Here is a 21021-nt window from a genome sequence, read left to right on the forward strand (position 1 = left end):
TAGTTAATGATATAAGCAAATAAATTGTAAAAGGACTAGTTATGAATATTTTTGAAGCACTACGTCACGACCATGATAAACAACGAAAATTAGTAGATGCGCTTATTCAAACACACGGCGACACAGAGCAGCGCCACAAGCTAATGGATGAGCTAAAAACAGAACTAGAACAACACGCAAAATTTGAAGAACGTTACTTTTATAACCCACTTATGTTTGATGACTTAACTCATGAAAAAGCGCGCCACAGCGTAGCTGAACATCACGAAATTGATGAATTAATTGAACAACTTGAAGATACCGAAATGAGCTCGTCTGCATGGTTAGTTGCAGCTAAAAAGCTACACCATTTGGTACATCATCATTTAAGTGAAGAAGAACACGAAGTGTTTCAATTAGCGGGTAAAGCACTTACCGAAGGGCAAAAAGAGAGCCTTGCTGAGCAATACAACGACGCTATGCATTAGTTGTAAACACGCAAACCGACTTCCACACACTCCCTGTGTACTTATTGGTTATAAGCCTTATGGCTTATAACCAATTTTTTTGCATGTACTTGATTACTTCACAGTAAATTTCACGTCTTGGTCGCGTAATAAGTAAAGTGCAAAACACGCAGCCCACATTGGCCATGCAGTAAAGAATAATAAGTTATTAAAGCCATCTATGTACTGGTTGTAAGAAGAAAGCGTAGATAAGCCATGCATTACAAAAATGATACCGTACGTTATACGCTTTTTAATACCTGCTAAAAATGCTAAAACAAGCACTAACTGCACCGCACCAATAATGTAAGCCACTATATCTGTAGAGCCACTAATACCGTAAAAATGTTCAAAAATACGTGCGCTATGCCCAGGATTAACAAACTTATCGAATGTCCACATAACCATTACAATAAACACGCCTAAACGCAAAGATAAAAGTGACCACTGCAAACGGTTTTGCACATCAGAATTCATTGAACCTGTCATAAAATTTCCTTAAATGAATATTAATAAACGTAGAAGTAACCTAGACCGTATAAGTTATTTTTTATTTCAAAAATTTTTAATTAAATTCATTAGTTAAGCCATGCAGTACTAAAAGTGAAGCTTATTTAAGTAATTAAAAAAATGCTGCATAAAAGTTAACTCTTTTAAAATGTTAGCAGGTTGAAAGTAGTCTATAATTAAAAATTCTATTAAAAGCATATATTTACATTCACTCTAGTACAATCGCTGTATTAATATCTTATCAACTAACAAAAAAATACTACTTAATTACCATCTTTATAATGCATCTGTTTTGTCATGTTCTAAAAGACAAAAAGAATCAAAATTTTACTGAAAGTTATTTTTAATCCTTTCGGTCTTTATCGCCAACAACATTTTAACCGTAGAGAGAAAACGTTTGAAACACGCATATTTAGCACTTTCCCTAGCCACCATATTAAATACACCACTTAATGCTTTTGCAGCCGAAGAATCAAAAACAGCAAAAAAAGGCGCAATTGAGCGTATTGAGGTGGCAGGCCAAGTTATTAAATCTCAAGATCTTTCGGTTAAAAATGCCACTGTAGACGGCCCTTTTGGCGACAACTTAGCTCTACGAGATATAGCCCGTTCAGTAACACCAATTTCAAGCGAGTTAATAGAACAACTCAATATTACGACTTTACAAGATGTACTTGCAGTAAGCCCTAATACCTATTCAGCCAGTGGTTTTGGGGCACCAAGCTTACCTACTATTCGTGGGCAACTAGGTGAGCTTTTCCAAGATGGTACACGCCGCCAAGCAGGTAATAATGGCTTTGGTGTGCCGTTATCGTTCAACTCTATAGAACAAATAGATGTAGTAAAAGGCGCGCCACCGGTATTATTTGGCTCAAGCCAACGCAACGGTGGTTTTGTAAACTTACATTCTAAAAAAGCATCAACTGACGACAGTAAAGGCAAAGCAACGGTATCTGCAGGACGATGGGATCAGTACAGTGTTTTAGTTGATTACAGTGCACCTATAGTAAAAGACAAAGTAGGTTTTAGAGTAAGCGCTGAACACATTGATAACGGCAGTTACTACGACTTTTCGGGCACGAAAAGCGACAGCTTATTTGCAGCACTTAGGGTGTTACCTGATGACAAGAGCAGCTGGGATATTAACTTTGAGTTATACCAAGTTGAATTTACCGATAACGCAGGTATTAACCGCCCTACTCAAGCCTTAATTGATGATGGCCTTTATATTACCGGCCAAGGCGTGCAAGCCAATGGCAGTACAGTACCCGCAGCAGGTTCTATTGTTTCACCTACTGGGCAAGTAAAAATAGACCGTAGTACAGTACTTACCGACCCTGACAATCAAAACGAAGCCACTACTTATTTACTACACAGTATTTATAAGCGTGAACTTTCAAACAATGCATCTATAAAAAACATTACGTATTTTCAGCACTTACAACGCGAAGAAATTGCACAAAATAGCTTTGTTGAAATTATAGATGGTGCCGATACCGCGCAAAACCGTACCGAATTGACCTACCAATGGAGCAACGAGCAGCAAACAATTTTTGCTTTTGATGTGCGTTACAACCGCGTGCTAGGCTACAGCCAATTTACAACAGAAGCCGACTTACCTATTGATTTAACTGGCCCAATTTCAAATCGCCGCATTCCTTTAACTGATGCACAACAAGCGCGTTTAATTGAAATTAGTCCAGGTGTATTTGTATCCCCTGGTGGTCAGTACGATATTAATAACGATGGCAGCGGCGACTTTAACTTATCAGACACTACCGATTCGCGCTCATGGCAAACGGGTTTTGCTATTCAACAAGATTCAGATTGGACAGATAAGTTTCATACAAGTGTTGGCTACCGCATAGATTTTTATGACGTAGACGCGCACGACCCAATAGCACCAGAGGGTGAAATTGCAGCGAGCGATAGCATTAACGATAAGCTACATTCGGGGCAAGTAAGCTTTAATTACCGATTAAATGGTGATTACACCACTTATGGTGCAGCAAGTTACAACGAAGCCACATCAAATAGTATGGCCGGCGGTACGTCTCTTGGTGGTGATAACACGATTAGCGTGCAAAACTTTTCAACCGAAAATACCTTAGTTGAATTCGGTTTAAAATACGCACCAACCGACAGTGATTGGTACGCCGATGGTGCAGTGTTTAGCCAACGTCGTAGTTTACGTAATCGTGATGGTAGTAATACCGGCATTCGTACTACCGGCTTTGAAAGCCAAGTATTTTATGATGCTTACCCTTATTGGCTAAGTGCTGGCTACAGCTATATTGATGCTCGCTACGATAACTCTGCAAGTAGCCAAGACTCAGCGCAAGTAGCAGATGCATTTGACAACTCACGTCCAGATATTATTGCAGGTACCAGTGTTGGCGCACCTAGCTTTACCGCGTTTGCATCTTCAAACACACGTGTACAGGGCATCCCTGAGCAATCTTTCAGCTTTAACGGAAATTATTCAATTAATTCGAAATGGCAAACGGGTTTTTCAGGTCTATATACAAAGAGTTACCCATTAGACTTTTTGGCGACAGTAAAAATTCGTGATCAGTACACCCTAAACGTAAATACTAGCTATGCTTTTACGCCTAATACCAAGTTACGATTAGATGTGAACAACGTGACAAATCAACAAAACTGGCGCCCAGTATTTGAAGGCGGTTACTTTGGTGCAACTTTAGCTTTTCCTGAGTTGCCAATTAACGCCAAGTTAACCCTTACGCATAGTTTTTAAGAGAGAGAACATGATTAAAAAAATATTTCTATTATTGATTGCAGCGGCCGCCGTCGGCCTGTTCTTTCATTTTGACTTACACCAACTACTTACGCTTGATGGCTTAAAAGGATCGATGGATCAGTTTAACCAATACAAAGAGCAGTCACCGTTACTCGTTATTGGTGGGTTCTTTTTACTATACGTAGTAGTAACTGCTCTCTCTTTACCAGGCGCCGCTATTTTAACACTTGCCGCAGGTGCATTGTTTGGCTTAGTTGAAGGCTTATTGGTTGCATCTTTTGCCTCAACTATTGGCGCAACACTTGCCTTTTTAGTATCGCGTTACTTACTACGTGACACTATTAAACAACGTTTTCCTGAGCGATTAGCCGCCATTGATGCAGGCGTTGAAAAAGAAGGTGGATTTTACTTATTTACGCTTAGATTAGTGCCGGTGTTTCCGTTCTTTTTAATCAACTTACTAATGGGTGTTACTTCAATAAAGTCTTGGACTTACTACTGGGTAAGCCAAGCAGGTATGCTCGCCGGTACATTTGTATTTGTTAACGCAGGTACACAACTGGCGCAAATAGAGAGCTTATCTGGAATTTTATCATTCAACTTAATCTTATCATTCGCTTTATTGGGTATATTCCCATTCATTGCAAAAGGAATCTTAAACGTGTTTAAAAAGCGTCGCGTATACAAAAACTACACTAAGCCTAAAAAATTCGACCGTAACATGATTGTTATTGGCGCAGGCGCAGGTGGTTTGGTAACAAGTTATATAGCCGCTGCTGTTAAAGCAAAAGTAACCCTTATTGAAGCGGGCGAAATGGGTGGAGACTGTTTAAACTATGGTTGTGTTCCAAGTAAAGCAGTCATTAAAAGCGCTAAAATTGCAGAACAAATTCGCCATGGTGAAAACTACGGCCTAGAAAATGCGACACCGCAGTTTTCGTTCAAAAAAGTAATGGCACGTGTACATAAAGTTATTGCCGATGTAGCACCGCACGACAGCGTTGAGCGTTACACCAACCTAGGCGTAGATGTTGTAAAAGGTTACGGTAAATTAATAGACCCGTGGACTGTAGAAATTAAACTTAACGACGGTGGCACGCAAACACTCACGGCACGCACCATTGTTATTGCAACTGGCGCACGCCCATTTGTACCGCCACTACCTGGTATTGAAGAAACAGGCTATGTAACAAGCGATACATTGTGGAATAAATTTGCAGAGCTAGACGAAGCACCTAAAAAACTTGTAGTACTTGGTGGTGGTCCAATTGGTAGCGAATTAGCACAAAGCTTTGCACGTTTAGGTTCAAGCGTTACGCAAATTGAAATGGCGGAGCGCATCATGATCAAAGAAGATCTTGAAGTGTCTACTTTTGCTCACGAAGCGTTAACCGAAAGTGGTGTTAATATTTTAACATCGCACCAAGCACTTCGCTGTGAAGCTCGCGATGGTAAAAAATATATTGTTGTTAAACATAACGACAAAGAAATAGATATTGAATACGACGAGCTATTATGTGCCGTTGGTAGAAGTGCACGCCTTAAAGGTTATGGCCTTGAAGAGCTTGGCATTGAAACAAACCGCACAGTAGTAACTAACGAATACCTAGAAACACTGTACCCTAATATTTTTGCAGCAGGCGATATTGTAGGTCCATACCAATTTACACATGTGGCAGCTCATCAGGGTTGGTACGCAGCGGTAAATGGCTTATTTGGTCACCTTAAAAAGTTTAAAGTAGATTACCGTGTTATTCCGTGGACTACGTTTATTGACCCAGAAGTAGCACGTGTTGGCTTAAACGAGCAAGACGCAAAAGACAAAGGCATAGATTACGAAATCACTCGTTTTGAATTTGAAGAGCTAGACCGTGCAATTACCGACAGCGCCACTAAAGGCTTTATTAAAGTAATTACACCCAAAGGCAAAGACAAAATATTGGGTGTTACCGTAGTATCTGAACACGCTGGCGATTTAATTGCTGAGTTTGTACTGGCAATGAAACACGGTTTAGGCCTTAACAAAATACTCGGTACTATACACAGCTACCCTACTTGGGCTGAAGGTAACAAATACGCAGCAGGTGAGTGGAAACGCGCTCATGCACCTGAAAAAGTGCTTAACTTGCTTGAAAAATACCACACTTGGCGTCGAGGTTAATTATGTTTAAAACACCTCTAAAAGCATTGCTACTTAGTTCGGCTTTAGTTGTAACATCGTTTGCAACATCATTTTCGACCCAAGCCCAAAACATGCACGATAGCTGGAATGCATTATTAAATAAGTATGTTGTCGCTATTAATCATAATCACAGTACTGAGGTTGATTACGCTGCTATAAAACGTGAGCATACACAGCTAAAAACGTATTTAGATTCGTTAACGGCTGTAACGCAAAGCGAATTTGACGCGTGGGAAAAGCCTAAGCAACTCGCTTTTTTAATCAATGCTTATAATGCGTGGACTGTTGAACTTATATTGACTAAGTACCCTGATATTAAGTCAATTAAAGACTTAGGGAGCTTTTTTAGCTCACCATGGAGTAAAGAGTTTGTGCCATTACTTGGCAAAACTCGCAGCCTTGATGATATAGAGCATGGTTTAATACGTGGCAGCGGTAAATACAACGACCCACGTATTCACTTTGCAGTAAATTGCGCGAGTATTGGTTGCCCAGCGCTTCGAGAAGAAGCGTATACAGCCGACACTTTAGAAGCACAACTACAAGAGCAAACGGTGCGCTTTTTATCAGATATGACACGTAATATGGCTCAAGAAAATACGCTAAGCGTGTCTTCAATATTTAAATGGTACGGCGATGATTTTGAAAACGGTTTTAGAGGTGCAAACACGCTACAGCAGTTTTTCCTGCAATATAGCGATGCACTTAAACTGATACCCGCTCAGCAAAAAGCACTTAAAAATGATGACATGAAAGTTAAATTTTTAGACTACAACTGGGATTTAAATGTTCGCCATTAAGTTTTGGCAAACACTGGCGCGATACAGCTTTTGCTGTGTCGCGTTTTGCGTTTGTGTAATCGCAAATTTAGCTGTTTTTTCGAGCACTGCGTTTGCTAATCCCGTTATCAACTCAAATAGTAAAAGTAATTTAGTAATAAACACACAACAGGGAGCTCGCTGGCAACAAGTTCAAACACTTGGTAGTAATCAAGATGTTTACTTTTATGCATGGGGCGGCGACGCACAAATAAATGCTTATATTCAATGGGCAGCGCAGCAAGTTAAAACTAAGTACAACATTAACCTGGTACATGTAAAATTAAGCAACACCAGCGAAGCAGTAAGCCGTGTACTTGCCGAAAAATCAGCAAACAATAACAACCAAGGCAGCGTAGATTTAATGTGGATCAACGGAGCTAACTTTGCCACCATGAGTGAGCACTCTCTGCTTTTAAAGCAATGGGCAAATAAACTCCCCTACTTTGCATTAACCGATCCGGCTAATAACCCTGCTGTAACCTTTGATTTTGGTCTACCTACCAATGGGATGGAAGCGCCATGGGGGCAAGCGTCACTTACGTTTTATTACGACAGCATTGCAATAAATGGTAAGGCAAACAATAAATTGCCGACGACATTAAACGAATTACTAAACTGGAGCGCACAAAACCCTGGTCGCTTTAGTTACCCAAAGCCGCCTGACTTTTTAGGTATGAGCTTTTTAAAATACGCCTTAGTTGTACTGCATCAGCACAGCAGCGAAAATATTAAAGCGCAGCTAAACCAACCAGCTACAACTAAAAATACAGCGCAAGTGTTAAACCCACTGTGGGACTTTTTAGATAAACTACACCCAACTCTTTGGCGTGGTGGCACTCATTTTATGCAAAGTGGTGCTCAAATGCGCCGCCTTGTGGACGATACAGAGTTGAGTTTAGCCTTTACTTTTTCAGCACCTGAAGTACCCGCAGCTGTAAAACGCTATGATTTACCAAATAGCATTCGCAGTTACGCAATGAGTGATGGCAGTTTAAGTAATACTCATTTTGTGGCAATCCCTTACAATGCAAGCCACCAGCAAAGTGCGCAATTAGTGGCTAATTTTTTACTCAGCCCTGAGGCGCAAGCCCAAAAACAAAAGGCGCATATATGGGGCGATAAAAGCGTACTTATTCAATCAACGTTAACGCCTGATCAGCAAGCCTTATTTAAAACAGCTAAACCACATCCAAGTGCACTGCCTTTAAACAGTATTAAACGCACATTGAGCGAACCTCATCCAAGCTGGGTAAACGCCATTATGCAAGGTTGGCAAACTCGTTATGGAGTAAGCCAATGAGTGTTATTTCAAAAAGTGTACCGATTAATACCAAAGCAACAACGCAGTGCAGCACCGATATGTTTACGCGCATTGTAAAATTTAGCCCGCGATTTTTACTCGCTTTACTTATACTACCCGTACTTGGTGGCTTAATTAGCGTATTGCTGCCTGCCTTTAGTTATGCGCCCGTACTTGAGCAAACAACGTTTAGCTTGCAAGGTTTTAATGCCCTTTGGCAAACACCTGGCCTTACCCAAATGGTTACCTTAAGCGTTGCAACGGGCTTAATAAGTACTTTACTTGCATTTATCATTACCTTAATGATTTTAGCTGCGTTTTTTAATAGCCCGTGGCTTAACCGAATTCAGCGTTTATTGAGCCCTATATTAGTTATACCTCATGCCGCCGCGGCTATTGCAGTAGGGTTTTTAATTGCCCCTTCAGGTATGATTTCACGCTTAGCGTCGCCTTGGTTAAGCGGCTGGGAACTTGCGCCAAACGGCATGTTTCCGCATGATTCATTCGGTATTAGTATTATTTTAGGCTTAACACTAAAAGAGCTTCCCTTTTTATTATTAATGGCACTGGGCGTACTTGCTCAACCTGAGCTTGGCAAAAAATTACGCCAACAACATAAGGTTGCGCTTAACTTGGGTTATTGCCCAATGACCGCCTTTTTTAAAGTAATACTGCCAAGCCTTTATCCGCTGCTGCGTTTGCCCCTTTTAGCCGTGCTTGCCTATGCAAGTGCCAGTGTAGAAATGCCACTCATTTTAGGCCCAAATACACCACCCACATTGGCCGTTGCAATAATGCATTGGTTTAACGATGTTGATTTAAACCTGCGCATTAAAGCCTCAGCGGGCGCTTTATTACAACTGGCTGTTACAGGAGGGTTATTAGCCCTTTGGCTTGGCGCAGAAAAGGCCGTAAAAGTGCTATTTAGCGACTCTCTCACTAATGGAGTGCGCGAATACGGCGGATTTTATTGGCAAAAAATAACGGTCGTACTCACCACATTAGTAATTAGCTTCATATTGTTGTCACTTATTGGTTTAGTTATGTGGTCGGTTGCAGGCTTTTGGCGCTTTCCAGATGCAATGCCTGAGCAATTTACACTACTGCATTTTAAAAGTGCGCTAATGCAAATGAGCAGCCCGCTTTTTAATACCCTAGCAATCGGTTTAGTAACCACACTATTTGCCATTATTCTTACTTTATTGTGTTTAGAATCAGAGCAATTGAGTGACAAACCGATTTCTCGTTTTACCAGTTTAATTATTTACTTACCATTATTAGTACCCAGTATTGCCTTTTTGTTTGGGTTAGTATGGATACAACAATTGGTAAATAACCAAGCAGCATTTTTTAATGTGGTACTTACGCATTTACTGTTTGTGTTGCCTTACGTGTTTTTGTCACTGGCGAGCAGTTATAGGCGCTTAGATCCTCGTTTTGCGAATGTTGCAGCAAACCTAGGCGCAGCGCCATGCAAGGTGTTTTTTAAAGTAAAACTACCTCAGTTGTTTGCCCCTATTTTAATTGCAGCCGCACTGGGCTTAGCAATTAGTTTTGGACAATACCTCCCCACGCTTTTAGCTGGCGGCGGGCGCATAGCCACAATAACAACCGAAGCCGTTACGCTTGCCAATGGCGCAAGCAGACGCACCAGTGCCGTGTACGCTATTATGCAAATGGCGTTGCCACTTATTGGATTTATACTGGCATGGGTTTTACCTAAATATTTTTTTAAAAGTGCACGTGCTTAAAAGTGCACATATTTAAAGCACCCATGTTTAACACTATCAGGGTTAAGGTTTTTTAATGCAGTCATCGTTACAAATTAAAAATTGTCAGCTTTATCGCCAAAATGAGCTGCTACTTAGCTTAAACGAGCAAGTTAATGGCGGTGAAATCCTGACTATTATGGGCCCATCAGGCAGTGGTAAATCAAGCTTATTAAATTGGCTTACGGGTACTTTACCAAGTAGCTTTAAGGCCAATGGAGAGGTGTGGCTTAATGGTCAAAATATCGATAACACCCCTCCACACTTGCGCCATATTGGAGTGCTTTATCAAGACGCTTTATTGTTTTCGCATTTAACTGTTGCTGGTAACATTGCCTTTGCAATGCCAAAAGGCAATAAAAAACAACGCCTTGAAAAAATAGAACACGCACTTGAGCAAGTAGGTCTTAAAGATATGGGCAATCGTCACCCCGATAACTTATCGGGCGGGCAGCAAGCCCGTGTTGCATTATTACGTATGCTGCTGAGCGAACCTAAGGCCATTTTACTCGACGAACCCTTTAGCAAACTCGACACCCAACTGCGTGTTGATACACGCGAACTCGTGTTTAGCCAAATACGCGATCATAAGCTACCTGCAATTATGGTAACTCATGACCATAGCGACGCCGACGCTGCAAGTGGCAAACTCATAACTTTAAATAGCGCACTTTAAATACATAGCTTTAAACGCATAAGGCAATAAACATGCTAGACAAATTTATCTCCCCTGTAATTAAGCCACTTTTAACACCTGTGGTTATACTTATGCATAAACGCGGCATAACCGCCGATCAGCTCACTGTTGTAGGCTTTTTAGTTGGCTTATTAGCTGTGCCATTACTGGCGTTTGGAATGTGGTACGGCGCATTAGTGGCCATTGCTTTAAATCGAATTTTAGATGGACTTGATGGCGCATTAGCACGTTATGCAAACCAAAGTTCAAGCGCGGGTGGCTTTTTAGATATCACACTCGACTTTTTATTTTACGCGGCTATTCCGCTTGGCTTTATTTTGGCAAACCCTGAGCAAAACGCGATAGCGGGCTCCTTATTACTTGCCACTTTTATTGGTACGGGCTCAAGCTTTTTAGCTTTTGCGATTGCCGCAGAAAAATTTAAACTCGAAAAACCGCAATTTAAATACAAAAGCTTTTACTACTTAAACGGTTTAACCGAAGGCACTGAAACAATAGCGCTATTTATTGCATTTTGTATTTGGCCGCAGCACTTTGCGGTTATGGCGAGCATTTTTGCTATTGCATGTGGCATAACTATTTTTACCCGTATACATGGCGGTTATCACACGCTTAAGCAACAAGAAGCCGATGCTAACAAAGCAGCTGAAAACGTGCCTAACAGTGCAAATTCTGAGGTAATAAATGACTAATGAAGTATGGTGGCGACTCGGCTGCTTTTTTAGCATTTTAATTATAATGATGCTGCTTGAATGGCAAAAGCCTGCTCGCCAAGCACCTATTAAAAGCAGTACACGTTGGTTTGCTAATTTTGGATTAGTGTTTGCATCATCAGTTATTGCGCGCTTAGTGGTCCCTATTGGGTTAACCGCTGTTGCACTTTACAATCAAGAGCACGGCATTGGCTTATTTAATCAAATAGCCCTACCAAGCAGTTTAATTATTATATTGAGCATACTTTTACTCGATATATTAATTTATTGGCAGCATAGATTATTTCATCAAGTGCCTATATTATGGCGTTTGCACCGCGTTCACCACGCCGATGCACACGTAGATACAAGTACGGGCTTGCGCTTTCACCCTATCGAAATTGTACTGAGCATACTTATAAAGCTCATTGCAGTAACAGCTCTTGGCGTACCTGCCATTGCGGTACTTATTTTTGAAATAGCACTTAATGGTTTAGCACTATTTAATCATGCAAATATACGCCTACCTAATGCCATTGAAAAACCACTGCGTTTAATATTAATGACGCAAATATTGCATCGAATTCACCATAGCCAAGTGGTTAGTGAAACTAACTCAAACTATGGTTTTAGTGTAATTTGGTGGGATAAATTATTTGGTAGCTACAAAGATAAAGCTAAAAAAACCGACGCAGATATAAATATTGGCTTAAAGGAATATCCAAGCCAAAAGCAAAACGCCTCGCTTTGGGGTTTATTGATCATGCCATTTAAAAATAAGTAAACCGCGTACATTCTCGAATTAGCCCTATATTTAATAGGCTCTTATTAAAGAGCCTATTATCAATTAAGTAACACTAAAACGCCTCTTACCGTAAACTAATTGTAAATAAAATAAACAAATATGTTGACCATTTGCGTACTCCACAATATCATTTGTAAGCGCTTACAAAACACAATCCAAAATGTAAGCGCTTACAGCATGAAAAACAAAGCTCAAAAAACAATTAATCTGACAATAATCTGTTGAAACCGGGGTTCAGTTATGAACATTGAAACAACGCACATTACACGTTTACTTGCCGCTATCTCTTTAGTTACGTTAGCTGGCTGTGGTGATGACTCTGCCACTAAATCAAATTTTGAAAATGTAGATGCCTCTGAGCCAGTATCAGATTGGCAAATGGTTTGGAGCGACGAGTTTGAAGGCTCAGCCATTGATACAAACAAATGGAACTATGAATTAAACTGCGATGGCGGTGGTAACAACGAGAAACAGTGTTACACCGACAGCGAGCAAAATGCATTCATTGCAGACGGTGTGTTAAACATTGTTGCCCTACCCGCTGAAGAGGGTGCAGAAAAACCTTACACTTCAGCGCGCTTAAATACGCGTTACAACGCCGACTTTACATATGGTCGCTTTGAAGTGCGCGCCAAACTTCCATCAGGACAAGGTAGCTGGCCAGCATTTTGGATGCTGCCAACTGATGAAGTTTACGGCACTTGGCCTCGTTCTGGCGAAATAGATGTTTTAGAATCAGTAAACCTTAAAACACCGGATGAAGACGGCGGTATAGAGTCTAGTATCCACGGCACACTTCATTACGGACGTGCGTGGCCAGATAACAGCTACACAGGGCAAGAATACAAATTCCCTGAAGATACTAACCCGGCAGATGATTTCCACACGTATGCTGTTGAATGGCAAGAAGGTGAAATTCGCTGGTACGTAGACGGTTACCTTTATGCAACTCAGCGTCAATCAGAAGTTCGTACTAATGCAAGTGGTGAGGCTGTAGGCCTAAAACATCGTGGTTGGTTTGCAGAATACTTTGAACAAGGTTCTGGCGAACTTACAACGCATTGGGATAGCGCACCATTTGATAAAGACTTTCACTTATTGCTAAACCTAGCAGTAGGCGGTGACTGGCCTGAAAACGTAAATGATTTAGGTGTAGACGCTAGCGCATTTGAAAACGGTCAAACCTTTGCTATTGATTACGTACGTGTTTATCAATGTGCATCAAACCCTGAAACAGGTAAAGGCTGTGAAACTATTCGCCCAGGTTACAATAGCTTAGACGATGCTTTGCTTGAAGGCGATGCACCAATTCCTAGCCCACCTTCGACAGGCATTGCAACACCGCTAACTATTTTTGGTGAGTCATTTAATCCAAATTGGCCTGCATGGGATTGTTGTGGTGGTTCTACTCCCGCTATTGTTGCAGATGAAACCCAAGGTGATGTAGTTGAATTTGTAGTAGGTGCAGAACCCACTGTAATGGGCTTTATTAGCCGTGAAATTTTTATTACTGACGAAGCAGGAAAAGCCAGCCCGTTTGATGCATCTCCAATGCTGGATGAAGGTTACGTTCGCTTTAAAATGAAAGTAACAAATGCACCAGGCACAGCTGATGCAGCTTGGCTTGTAAAACTTGAAAGTAATGAAGGTTCTAGCGCAGTAGAAATGCCGATTACAGACAGTGTTGAAGGCGTAAGTCCCGTTGTTGGCCAATGGCAAACTTATACATTTTTACTAAAAGATTTAGATGCTGCAGATTTAGATATCAGTGCAATTGATGTGATCATGGTGTTTCCAACATGGGGCGCAGGTGAAGGCGCTGTTTATTTAATTGACGATGTTGAGATTACTCAAGATAACTTAGGCGTATCACCTGAACTTACTATTTTTACTGATGAGCAAAATCTAGCATGGCCAATGTGGGATTGTTGTGGTGGCTCAACCCCTGTTGAAGCTATGGATGATGAAGAACATGGTCTAACCGCAGAGTTTAGCATTGGTGCAGAGCCTACTGTGATGGGCTTTAATAGCCGCACATCGTCAGGAGGCGCAGGCGAATCGTTTGACGCTAGTAGCATTTTAGATGAAGGCGTTATTCAATTTGATTTAAAAGTAACCTCTACTCCTAGCGATCCAGCTACACCGTGGTTGTTTAAAGTTGAGTCAAATGGCGGAGACTCTGCAGTAGAGCTTGAATTAACGGCAAGTGTTGAAGGCGTAGCGCCAGTTACAGGCGAGTGGCAAACATATACATTTAAATTGTCTGATCTTGCAGCTGCTGGCTTAGATGTAAGTACTATAGATGTACTGATGATTTTCCCAGCGTGGGGTGCAGGTGAAGGCTCTGTTTACCGTGTAGATAACGTTAAGATTTATAATCCAAATGCAGCGCCAGCTGCAACGGGTGAGCTTACTGTATTTAAAGATGCAGCTGCCGATCAGTGGAGTATTTGGGATTGTTGTGGTGGCTCTACCCCAACAACAGAAACCGATGATGACGCGCATGGCGCAGTAGCGCAATTTAGCATTGGTTCTACTGCTACAGTAATGGGCTTTATAGCTGATGAAGACGTATCGTTTGATGCCTCTGCAATACTTGAAAATGGTGTAGTTCAATTTGATATGAAAGTTGTATCAGCCCCTTCAGATATTGACGCTCAGTGGCTATTTAAAATTGAATCAATTGGTACATCGAGTGCCGTAGAGCTTGCTTTATCTAGCAGTGTTGAAGGCCAAGCACCTGTAACGGGCGAATGGCAAACATACACCTTCCCTCTTCAGCAATTATTTGATGCAGGCTTAGACATTAGCGCATTAAACGTAATTATGGTTTTTCCTAGCTGGGACATGGGCGATGGCGCGCTTTACCGTATAGACAACGTGATTATTGCAAATCCATAAAACACACACCAATAGGCGCTTAGCGCCTATTGCTACACAACAACATTTTATAAAGCAGAGCTATTATGAACACATTCAATTTTAAAAAGAGCCAACTTGCGGCTTCTGTGTCTCTCATCATTGCTGCGAGCACATTAAACACAGCTATTGCGGCAGAAGCAGAAACAAGCGTTTCATCTGATGTAGAAGTTATTGAAGTAAAAGGTATTCGTGGTTCACTTATTCGTTCTATGGATATGAAACGCGACTCTTCTGGTATTGTAGATGCCATTTCATCTGAAGAAATGGGTAAATTCCCAGATACCAACTTAGCAGAATCATTACAACGTATTACCGGCGTATCGGTGAGCCGTGCAAACGGTGAAGGTAGCCAAATTACAGTACGTGGTTTTGGCCCTGAGTTTAACTTAATAACCTTAAATGGCCGCCAAATGCCGGGCACAGGTTATACACGCTCGTACAACCTTGAAAACATCGCCTCTGAGGGCGTAAGTGCCCTTGAAGTGTTTAAAACAGCACGTGCAGACGTGCCAAGCGGTGGCTTAGGTGCAACGGTAAATATTTCTACTGCGCGCCCTTTTCAAAAGCCGGGTCAAAACTTTTCAGCTACCGTTAAAGCAAATCACGACTCGTCAAACGAAGCTGGCGATGACGTAACACCAGAGTTTTCTACTGTTTACAGCAATACTTTTGTAGATGACACTTTTGGCTTTGGTTTTTCGTTTTCGCACCAAGAGCGTGACTTTCAAAAACAAAGTGCAAATATTCAAGGCTGGCAGGCAAACGTAGACTTACCTGAATTAGATAGCAGCAACGTCGTTGATAACCGCACAGACCCTGCAGGTAACTACTATTTCCCTAAAGACATGAACTACTCTATTGAAGATGTAGAACGTGAACGTACAAACGGACAAGTTACCTTTCAATATGCACCGGTAGATGGCTTTGTAGCAACACTTGATTACACTGCAAGTAAAGCAGTTACAGGTTCTCAGAGCATTGGTTGGGGTATTTGGAACGACTTTGGTAGCAATATTAATGGCTACGAACTAGATGAAAATGGTACAGCTGTTTATGCTGATATTAGCGGTAACGATGCGTCCTTCACAGCCAATAAAGGTACTACAGAAGTAAAAGCACGCTCACTTGGTTTAAATCTTGATTGGGAAATTAACGACACATGGCACGTAGAGCTTGATTACCACGACTCTAAAAACGAAACTGATAACGGCGCCGATGACGGGCTAGGCAGTACCGGCCAAGTGATTTTGGGCTCAGATCAGCTTGCTAATAAAATTTACGATTACCGCACAGGCGATATTCCAAGTGCTCAAGTTAATTGGTTAAATGGCACAAGTGAATTAACGCCTGGCGAAATTGATTCAAACTTTAGTCAGTTTACTCACTCACCGGGTGAGTCAAACATTGAACAATTACAGCTACATACAACATGGTATAACGAAAGTTATGACATTGGTTTAGTTAAAGTAAAATTTGGCGCATCACGTACAGAACAAAACACCGGTGGTTACACCGCATGGAGTGGTTTAGTAGGTGGTCCAGGCTTTAACCCATCGTATACAGAAATATTCCCAGATAGCATGTTCACTCGCCACGATACATCGGGCCTTTTAGATCAATTTGAAGGCGGCGGCAGCGACTTACAACCTGGTTACTACTATACCTACGATTTTGACGAAGCTGTTGCGCGCCAAATTGCTTACTTAACAGCAGATGTAACAGGCTCAGATGCATACGCCGCAAATGCATATATGGATGGTATTGACAGCGAAAGCTACGTAGAAGAAATCACTAATAGCTTTTACGTTCAATCAAGCTGGGAATTTGACGTAAGTAACTACTACGTAAAAGTAAATGCAGGCCTACGCTATGAGCAAACAGACGTAACCAGTACTGTACGTCAACGCGTTGAAGATCAAGTTAATTGGATCAGCGCTTCTGAGTGGATCATGCAATACGCTGCTGGCGGCGATGATAACTTCTTAGAGCAACAAGGTGATTACGATGTTTTACTGCCTTCAATCGACGTAAGTGTTGATTTAACTGAAGACGTAGTAGCCCGCGTATCTTGGGGTAAAACAATGTCGCGTGCACCACTAGGTAATTTAGCCGGTGGCCGCAGCTTAACAGGCAGCCCAAAACCAGGTTCTCGCACAGGTAGCCAAGGTAATACAAACTTATTGCCGTTTGAATCAACAAACCTTGATTTATCACTTGAGTATTACTACGCAGAAGGCAGCTACGCATCTGTTGGTTACTTTAAAAAAGACGTTGATAACTTTATTCAAACCACCATTACGCAAACTACTATTGATGGCTTGCACGATATTTTAAACGGCCCTCGTTACTTACAAGCCGTAAGCGATATTGAATCACGTGGTGAGCAAGCAACAACCGACGCTATTTTTGCACAAATGATTGCCAGCGGTTACGGCAATGCAAATGGCGTTATTGAACCAAACAGCGACGATCCGCTAATTACATGGAATATTAGCCAACCACAAAACACCGACAGTAAATCGGTAGATGGTTTTGAAGTAGCTGTTCAGCACTTAATTGGTGAAACCGGTTTTGGTGTTGGTGTTAACGCAACGTTTGTAGATGGCGACGTTGAATTTGATAGCGAAAGCCTTGATCAACAAGCACCGCTTACAGGCTTAAGTGACTCAGCTAACTTCCAAGGCTTTTACGAAAAAGACGGCCTATCAGTTAAAATTACTTACGCATGGCGCGACTCGTATCTAATTGGTGTAGGCCAAGCACAAGGTTCAGCTGATGCGCCTCCGCAATATGCTAAAGCGTATGGCCAGTGGGATATGAGCGTTAACTACGATGTAAACGAAAACGTAACGGTATTTTTTGATGGCATAAACTTAAATAATGCCACTGAAGAAGGTTACGGACGTTACGAAGAGCAGTTCTTATTTGCTAATCAATACGGTCCTCGTTACTCAATTGGTGCACGTTACACGTTCTAAACTAAATTTCCTTTAGTATGTTTAAAAATGCAAAAAACCGCTCACCGAGCGGTTTTTTATTGTCTAAAGTTATAATTTTTTAATAAGTGATACCAGTCTGTTTATATATGGGGTCTATTTAACGTTAAGAAAATTACGCTATAACTAGGCAAAAATTTTTGTACCTAGTTGTTCTAAATAAAAATTTAGACGACGCTATAGTGAAATTTAATTCACTAAATTGCTCAAAGATTCATGTCGATTGGTATGATTACATATACATACCGCCCGATACCTCAAGTCGTTGGCCTGTCATCCAACGGTTTTCGTCCGCTAATAAGTTAGTAATCATAGGCCCTATATCGTCTGTTACACCAACTCTGCCCATTGCCGTTTGTGATGTAATAAACGCATTTACTTCATCGTTATCACGAACGACACCATTACCAAAGTCGGTTTCAATTGCACCAGGGGCTACAACATTTACCGTAATATTTTTAGGTGCAAGTTCTTGAGCTAAATACCTTGTCATTACTTCTATTGCACCTTTGGTCATTGCATAAGTAATATGACCGGGTAATGAAAAACGCGTTAAACCACTTGATAAATTAATAATACGACCACCGTTTTTTATAAAGGGTAACAATGTTTGGGTAATAAAAAATACTCCCCTTAAGTTAATATTTATTAACGTATCAAAAGTTGATTCACTTGTGTCTGCAAAACTGCTAGTAAGCCCCACCCCTGCATTATTAATTAAGTAATCAAACTCACTTTGCTGCCAATGAGTCTGCAGGACATTTTGTAGTTGCTGTGCAAAATCCTCAAAGCCGAGCATATCACTTACATCTAATTGCAATGCAACCGCTTTAGAGCCTAGCTCCTGTACTTGCTTTACAACCTGTTTTGCTTCTTTTTCATGACGACGGTAAGTAAAAATGCAATCGATATTTTGCTTTGCAAGGCAAAGCACCGTGCTTTTACCAAGCCCACGATTACCACCGGTGATCACTGCAATTCGTTTGTTCATTGTTATATCCTGTTGAAAATAAAAGCGGGGAGTTAAATAACTTCCAAGCCAGTATATTTTTTCAAGCAACAAAGATAAACAGGCTGAAAAGAGTTACACTGTTCAAAATAAACGAACAATAAACGGTATTATGAAGGACCTAAACGCAATACGTATTTTTATTAAAGTAGCGCAACTCAGTAGTTTTTCTAAAGCAGCAACAAGCTTAAATCTTCCTAAGTCAAGTGTATCGCAAGCAGTAACCATGCTTGAAAGTACATTAAATACGCGTTTATTACACCGTACTACACGCACTGTAAATATGACTTCAGACGGTGAGCTATTTTATCAACGTGCACTGGGAATTATTAGCGACGCTGACGATTTAAAAAATTTATTTGTAAGTGAGGATAAAGGTTTAACAGGCCGAATACGTGTAGATATGCCACAAGCTGTTAGTCGAGATACCATAATTCCAAACTTAAGTTCGTTTTTAAAAATGCACCCAAATCTTGAAATAGAACTTGGCAGCTCCGATAGACGAGTAGATGTCATTAAAGAAGGATTTGATTGCGTAGTAAGAGTGGGCGAACTTACCGACTCATCGTTAATTGCACGACGTTTGGGCAGCTTTAAAGTTTTAAATTGCGTAAGCCGTTATTATGTAAAAAATCATGGTTTACCTAAAACTCTTAACGATTTAAAAAATCATTACATTGTTCGCTACAGTCAAACACTTGGTATCCCTGATCCGGGTTTCGAATATTTAGATAGCAATAATCAATTGCAATCAATAACGATGAAAAGCCAGCTTACTGTTAACTCCTCAGAGGCATATTTAAGCGCAGTACTGAGTGGTTTCGGGCTTATTCAATCACCTATTCACGGTATAAGTAAATACCTTGAATCTGGCGAACTTATACAAGTTTTGCCTCAATACGCGATGCCCGACCTACCAATCAATATTTTGTACCCAAATAGGCATCACCTACCCAAGCGCGTAAGTGCATTTATGCTTTGGCTTGAAGAACAATTGAGCGTCTTTACAAAGTAATATTAATTGAGATCCCATTAATCGGGCTTAAGCCGCAAAAATTTAAACCTCATCGAATAGAACGAATTTATTTAAAAAACCAAAATAATTTTTCACAAAGAAAAGTAAATATAATGTTTACAAAATGCACACAGCTCGATAACATAAAAAGTACCCAATTCAGGGTTTACATTTTATATGGAGATTAAATTATGACTAACACTATCAAAAAAGTAATTATTGGTGTATTCGTAAGCAGTGTGAGTATTAGTGTATATGCAGCTTGTGGTGATAGTACGTGTGGCTGGAAAGGTAAAGATTTCGCCTGCGTAGTACAAACCCCTGGTGGTGGTACTAGAACATGCACATCAGAAAACCCTTGCGATATAAATTGCAACTAAAACAGCAGTTCAGTCAGTAGCAGTTTGCTGTCGCTATTGGCTCTTTTTATAAGGACATAAAAATTATGAAATACTCATTAAAAATTTTATTAGCCTCTTTACTTTTTGCCCATACAACTAGCTACGCAGATGTACCGCTTACGAAAGAAATGAAAAGCTTCACTGCGCAAGATAATAAATTAGAACAATGGCAACGCGGTACTACCAAGCGCTTTGACACCTTCGAACAGTTTTTTTTAAATGCTGGCGGTTACGCAACTTACCAAACCGGCTACCTTTTTGATATTCGCAACACGCATTGGCTCAGTTATGAAGAAGCAATTAAAGTCGCCCCTGATTTAAAAAGTGTCTTAAACAATGAGCAACTCAACGTTAATATCACCCGTGAAGAGTTTCTCGCTTTTACAAATATACAAGTACCTGCAAACGCCCACTATTTGTATTTATACTTTGATACACCAACTGACCCAAAAGACGGCACTTATCTGTATTCAGAAGGTGGAGCTTTTACCAAATTATTAATCGAAGCCAATAAAAGACGAAAAAGTGCTGCACTTACTCTGAAAAAGCATGCAACTATCCCGTGGTATTTAATTGAGATCCCATTAATAGGATTCAACCCGCAATAGTGTTTAATTTTTTAGCGCCATGCGTGCTTAGTAGCTAAAAGGGCAATA

Annotated in this window: 16 protein-coding genes; 14 read left to right on the forward strand and 2 right to left on the reverse strand. The window is 40.8% G+C overall.

Going from position 1 to position 21021, the window contains the following annotated elements; genetic code table 11:
* The first annotated feature begins 41 nt into the window (after positions 1-41).
* Positions 42-467 (forward strand): hemerythrin domain-containing protein, encoded by a 426-nt coding sequence (locus H5122_RS08700; RefSeq protein ID WP_182681532.1) that lies wholly within the window; start codon positions 42-44, stop codon positions 465-467.
* A 93-nt stretch (positions 468-560) separates the two neighbouring features.
* On the opposite strand, the gene H5122_RS08705 is transcribed toward H5122_RS08700, so the two are convergent.
* The gene (locus H5122_RS08705) at positions 561-974 is read right to left on the reverse strand and encodes a hypothetical protein (RefSeq protein ID WP_002960120.1); all 414 of its coding nucleotides are present in this window, start codon (positions 972-974) and stop codon (positions 561-563) included.
* Positions 975-1392: 418 nt separating this feature from the next.
* Between H5122_RS08705 and H5122_RS08710 the strand changes: the two genes are divergently transcribed.
* From H5122_RS08710 to H5122_RS08755, 10 genes are all read left to right on the forward strand, one after another.
* Positions 1393-3753, forward strand: a complete 2361-nt coding sequence (locus tag H5122_RS08710; RefSeq protein ID WP_182681531.1) for a TonB-dependent siderophore receptor — start codon at positions 1393-1395, stop codon at positions 3751-3753.
* A gap of 10 nt (positions 3754-3763) precedes the next feature.
* On the forward strand, positions 3764-5917 hold the full coding sequence (locus H5122_RS08715; protein WP_182673677.1) for an FAD-dependent oxidoreductase: 2154 nt from the start codon (positions 3764-3766) through the stop codon (positions 5915-5917).
* Positions 5918-5919: 2 nt separating this feature from the next.
* Positions 5920-6738, forward strand: a complete 819-nt coding sequence (locus H5122_RS08720; protein ID WP_182681530.1) for a DUF547 domain-containing protein — start codon at positions 5920-5922, stop codon at positions 6736-6738.
* Positions 6725-8059, forward strand: a complete 1335-nt coding sequence (locus H5122_RS08725) for an ABC transporter substrate-binding protein (RefSeq protein ID WP_182681529.1) — start codon at positions 6725-6727, stop codon at positions 8057-8059. The genes H5122_RS08720 and H5122_RS08725 overlap by 14 nt, the downstream gene beginning before the upstream one ends.
* On the forward strand, positions 8056-9810 hold the full coding sequence (locus H5122_RS08730; protein WP_182681528.1) for an ABC transporter permease: 1755 nt from the start codon (positions 8056-8058) through the stop codon (positions 9808-9810). The genes H5122_RS08725 and H5122_RS08730 overlap by 4 nt, the downstream gene beginning before the upstream one ends.
* 55 nt (positions 9811-9865) lie before the next feature.
* Positions 9866-10504 carry an ATP-binding cassette domain-containing protein gene (locus H5122_RS08735; protein ID WP_182681527.1) on the forward strand — a complete coding sequence of 213 codons (639 nt, stop codon included), beginning with the start codon at positions 9866-9868 and terminating at the stop codon, positions 10502-10504.
* Between the two features lie 32 nt (positions 10505-10536).
* Positions 10537-11217, forward strand: coding sequence for a CDP-alcohol phosphatidyltransferase family protein (locus H5122_RS08740; RefSeq protein WP_182681526.1), 681 nt, complete (start codon positions 10537-10539; stop codon positions 11215-11217).
* The gene (locus tag H5122_RS08745; protein WP_182673682.1) at positions 11210-12001 is read left to right on the forward strand and encodes a sterol desaturase family protein; all 792 of its coding nucleotides are present in this window, start codon (positions 11210-11212) and stop codon (positions 11999-12001) included. The genes H5122_RS08740 and H5122_RS08745 overlap by 8 nt, the downstream gene beginning before the upstream one ends.
* 261 nt (positions 12002-12262) lie before the next feature.
* Positions 12263-14923 (forward strand): glycoside hydrolase family 16 protein, encoded by a 2661-nt coding sequence (locus H5122_RS08750; protein WP_182681525.1) that lies wholly within the window; start codon positions 12263-12265, stop codon positions 14921-14923.
* A gap of 65 nt (positions 14924-14988) precedes the next feature.
* Complete coding sequence (locus tag H5122_RS08755; protein ID WP_182681524.1) at positions 14989-17922, forward strand: TonB-dependent receptor; 2934 nt, start codon at positions 14989-14991, stop codon at positions 17920-17922.
* 250 nt (positions 17923-18172) lie between these two features.
* Here H5122_RS08755 and H5122_RS08760 read toward each other — a convergent pair whose 3' ends face one another.
* The gene (locus H5122_RS08760) at positions 18173-18931 is read right to left on the reverse strand and encodes an SDR family NAD(P)-dependent oxidoreductase (protein WP_182681523.1); all 759 of its coding nucleotides are present in this window, start codon (positions 18929-18931) and stop codon (positions 18173-18175) included.
* A 130-nt stretch (positions 18932-19061) separates the two neighbouring features.
* On the opposite strand from H5122_RS08760, the gene H5122_RS08765 reads away from it, so the two are divergent.
* The 3 genes from H5122_RS08765 (at position 19062) to H5122_RS08775 (ending at position 20973) form a co-directional block, all read left to right on the forward strand.
* The gene (locus H5122_RS08765) at positions 19062-19964 is read left to right on the forward strand and encodes a LysR family transcriptional regulator (RefSeq protein ID WP_008134514.1); all 903 of its coding nucleotides are present in this window, start codon (positions 19062-19064) and stop codon (positions 19962-19964) included.
* Positions 19965-20155: 191 nt separating this feature from the next.
* Complete coding sequence (locus H5122_RS08770) at positions 20156-20344, forward strand: hypothetical protein (RefSeq protein ID WP_101216389.1); 189 nt, start codon at positions 20156-20158, stop codon at positions 20342-20344.
* Positions 20345-20409: 65 nt separating this feature from the next.
* Complete coding sequence (locus tag H5122_RS08775) at positions 20410-20973, forward strand: hypothetical protein (RefSeq protein ID WP_182681522.1); 564 nt, start codon at positions 20410-20412, stop codon at positions 20971-20973.
* Positions 20974-21021: the final 48 nt, after the last annotated feature.

This window comes from Pseudoalteromonas sp. SG43-8 (assembly GCF_014164245.1).
Taxonomy (GTDB): domain Bacteria; phylum Pseudomonadota; class Gammaproteobacteria; order Enterobacterales; family Alteromonadaceae; genus Pseudoalteromonas; species Pseudoalteromonas distincta.